Source organism: Candidatus Culexarchaeum yellowstonense (genome assembly GCF_024707025.1).
GTDB lineage: Archaea > Thermoproteota > Methanomethylicia > Culexarchaeales > Culexarchaeaceae > Culexarchaeum.
On record NZ_JANGFQ010000183.1, the window covers coordinates 1 to 3,050 of the forward strand.

A 3,050-nucleotide genomic window follows, 5' to 3' on the forward strand; every position below is an offset into this window, starting at 1 on the left:
GAGGGTGTAGTAATGACACAATGGACTGAGGATGAAGTTAAGAAGCTGAGTGCTGTGATCTTAGGAAGAATCTATGGAGATTTAAAACCGTTGGATGCTAAGAAGATTCTATTGCTTTGTAGTGGTGAGGGTGATGTTGCCTTCTGGCTTGCGGGGAAGGAAAAGGGCTTTAATGGGAAGATTATGGGATTAGAGCTTGATGAGGGATGCTTGAAAAGGAGCTTGGAAAGATTAAGGGAAATGGGGTTAGAAGGCATCATAGAATTTCATAGAGCTGAGAAGCATAGGATTCCATTTCCTGATGAAGAGTTTGATGCTTTAATCAGTGAATTCATAATATTCCCCACACCTACACCAACAGAGATAGGGCAAGTTGAGATGACTCGTGTATTGAGGAGGGTGGGAGGATGATACTAACGGACGTTATTGCCACAAAGAGAATTCCAGAACACGTTGGAAATGAACTCAAATCAATAGGTCTCAATTACCTATGCTATGCCACCAAAAACGACTTCAAGGAATGGATGACAAGTGCAGGCTTGAAGAACATAGAAATCGTTGACCTTACACCTCTAGTAAAACAGATATGGGAAGAACGTTACCACAAAAACACAATTCCTGAACATAGGGAAGGCTACCATTACCTTTTAAATAGCGAATTCCGTTTAGGAGAAACTATATTCTACATTTACGTCAAAGGAGAAAAATTGTGACATTAGAAAATGGGGAGGCGTATAAAATGTCTGAAAGTCGGGTTACTTTAGGCTTATTTGAAAAATACCTCACTTTATGGGTTATTCTCAGCATGATTGTCGGCTTCCTTCTGGGCAAGTTCCTCCCAGAGATTGGTTCATGGATTGAGTCCCTTCAAGTTGGGGATATATCGATTCCCATGGGGGTATGCCTATTCCTCCTCATGTATCCAACCATGGTGAACATAGAGTTTGGGGAAATCATGAAGGCAGCCAAATCTCCAAAACCCGTAATTCTCACATTGATAGGTAACTGGGTTGTGGCTCCAGCTCTTATGGCTTTGCTAGCCCGCCTATTTCTAAGCAACTATTCAGAATATACAGCGGGTGTTATCCTGCTTGGGATAGCCCCATGCACGGGTATGGTTCTATTTTGGATTCTTTTGGCGAATGGCGATGTAGCTAAAGGCGTTGTGATAACTGCGATAAACGCTTTATCAACCCTCATACTTTATGCGCCTCTGGCAGCCTTCTACCTTGGAGTTGGAGGTATTCCTGTTCCAATAACCCCAATAGCGGAAAGCGTTATTCTCTTTGTTGGGTTACCCTTAATAGTTGGGCAAATGTCAAGGAAAGCTCTCATTATGAGGAGAGGAGAAGAATGGTTTAATAACAGATTTCGTCTACTGATAGGGAACATTGCAGCTTTGGCATTGCTTACAACAATCATAATACTCTTCTCCTTGAAGGGGGAAATAATCGTCAATGAACCCTTCATTGTAGGATTAATCTCCATACCATTACTAATACACTTCTTTACAATGGCCACACTTTTCTACGTAATACCTTGGCTTCTAAAATTCAGCTATGAAGACGCTGTAACAATAGCTTTCATAAGCTCAAGCACTCAATTTGAAGTTGCAATAGCCACCGCCACAGTGGTATTTGGCGCAGGTTCCGGAGCGGCCTTAGCAACAGTAGTGGGACCTTTATGGGAAGTTCCATCCATGCTAACATTCGTGAAATTAGCCTTAAAAACCCAAAAATATTTCTCTCATAATAATGTTAACTAATTAATGGAGATGTTTGCTGGAATTGTATGTTGGAATGAAATACGACTTCTGCAAGTTAATAGGCATAGAGCTCTTTAAACAACTATGCTACAACTTCCCGAACTAGGCTCCATGAAGGCTTAACAAGTAGGTAGAGAGAACATTGGGGGCCTCCTTAAATTGTTGCTACTCTTCAACTGTCACTTAAATTGAGGTTGCCGAGTCTATTTTAATGTTTGAGTAGTCTTAGGAATGCTAATCCCATAGTGGCCCATAATATAATGCCTGTGAATGGTGCTAGGAAGTGTAGGTAGATTAGTGTTATTATGGAGGGTAATAGGGTGAGGGGGATTAGAGCTGTGAATTGCGCTAATGCTAATATTGTGAGGTATAAGAATAACTTTTGCCTCAATCGCCTATAAATTGCATGTAATAGGTATGCTAAGAGTATGGTTGGTGAGATTATGAGTGGTGATAATATGAAGCTTAGTAGAGGATTAGGAGTTATGGAAGGGCGCTCATTAAAAGTCAATCCTCCACAATAAAGTATACCCCTAAAACCTGCTTCCATTAAAACATTTGGTATAGTGAAGACGGGATAATAAAAGCTTACAGCTTCCACAGCACCAGGGGCAGAACCGTATATAACAGGTATTATTACACCTACAATACATATGACCAGCATAGCCACCTTATACCTTAACTCATCACCCACCACGGCTCGTACACCGGAGAAGATGGCGTAGTATAAGGTGAGATATAGAATGAATCCTAACACTAGCGAGACTAATGTTAGAACGCGAAAATCAGCACAGAAAATATCTTTGTAATGAATAGATAATGGGTACTCAGATCGGAAGAAGGAGCTTAATAGAGGCTGAGGCATAAGGTAAAATGCTGAGTGGATTGTGGAGAAGAGTGTGAGTATGAATGATGCGATAGCAGCCCTATAGAAAACCCTCAAACATAATCCCCATATACTATGTAGCTCACGCTTTTGAAAACTTATAATACATATCTCCAATATAACCCTAGAAATCCAGGTTGATGTTATGAAGATGAAATTGCTGATAAAATTCTTTACCACATATATCAATAAAAAATTAGCATTAAACAACTTATGTCAGTTAGCTGATATAAGACCACTTACGTCAGTTGTGGGGGGTTGGGAGAACTTTAAGAGATTGTGAAAACAACATGGGGATCTAGGAGATTACATGCAGTTTTAACATGGTGCGTGTCATGGGTTTTTTGTATTTTTGGAAAGGTTTATTTACAAAAAGTTTCATAAACGTAGGTGTGAAAA

Annotated in this window: 4 protein-coding genes; 3 read left to right on the forward strand and 1 reads right to left on the reverse strand. The window is 40.1% G+C overall.

The window, feature by feature from the left end; genetic code table 11:
- The 3 genes from MRT15_RS10710 to arsB all read left to right on the forward strand — a co-directional run.
- Positions 1-411: class I SAM-dependent methyltransferase (locus MRT15_RS10710; RefSeq protein ID WP_304330152.1), on the forward strand; the 411-nt coding region annotated here is incomplete at its 5' end.
- Positions 408-713, forward strand: a complete 306-nt coding sequence (locus MRT15_RS10715; protein ID WP_304330154.1) for a hypothetical protein — start codon at positions 408-410, stop codon at positions 711-713. The genes MRT15_RS10710 and MRT15_RS10715, both read left to right, overlap by 4 nt.
- Before the next feature lie 26 nt (positions 714-739).
- Complete coding sequence (gene arsB / locus MRT15_RS10720) at positions 740-1,765, forward strand: ACR3 family arsenite efflux transporter (RefSeq protein ID WP_304330155.1); 1,026 nt, start codon at positions 740-742, stop codon at positions 1,763-1,765.
- A gap of 208 nt (positions 1,766-1,973) precedes the next feature.
- On the opposite strand, the gene MRT15_RS10725 is transcribed toward arsB, so the two are convergent.
- Positions 1,974-2,708, reverse strand: coding sequence for a hypothetical protein (locus MRT15_RS10725; protein ID WP_304330156.1), 735 nt, complete (start codon positions 2,706-2,708; stop codon positions 1,974-1,976).
- Positions 2,709-3,050: the final 342 nt, after the last annotated feature.

What these genes read in the sequence shown, in the direction of transcription:
- MRT15_RS10715 (WP_304330154.1), top strand. Translation starts at nt 408, where the DNA reads ATGATACTAACGGACGTTATTGCCACAAAGAGAATTCCAGAACACGTT.
- arsB (WP_304330155.1), top strand. Translation starts at nt 740, where the DNA reads ATGTCTGAAAGTCGGGTTACTTTAGGCTTATTTGAAAAATACCTCACT.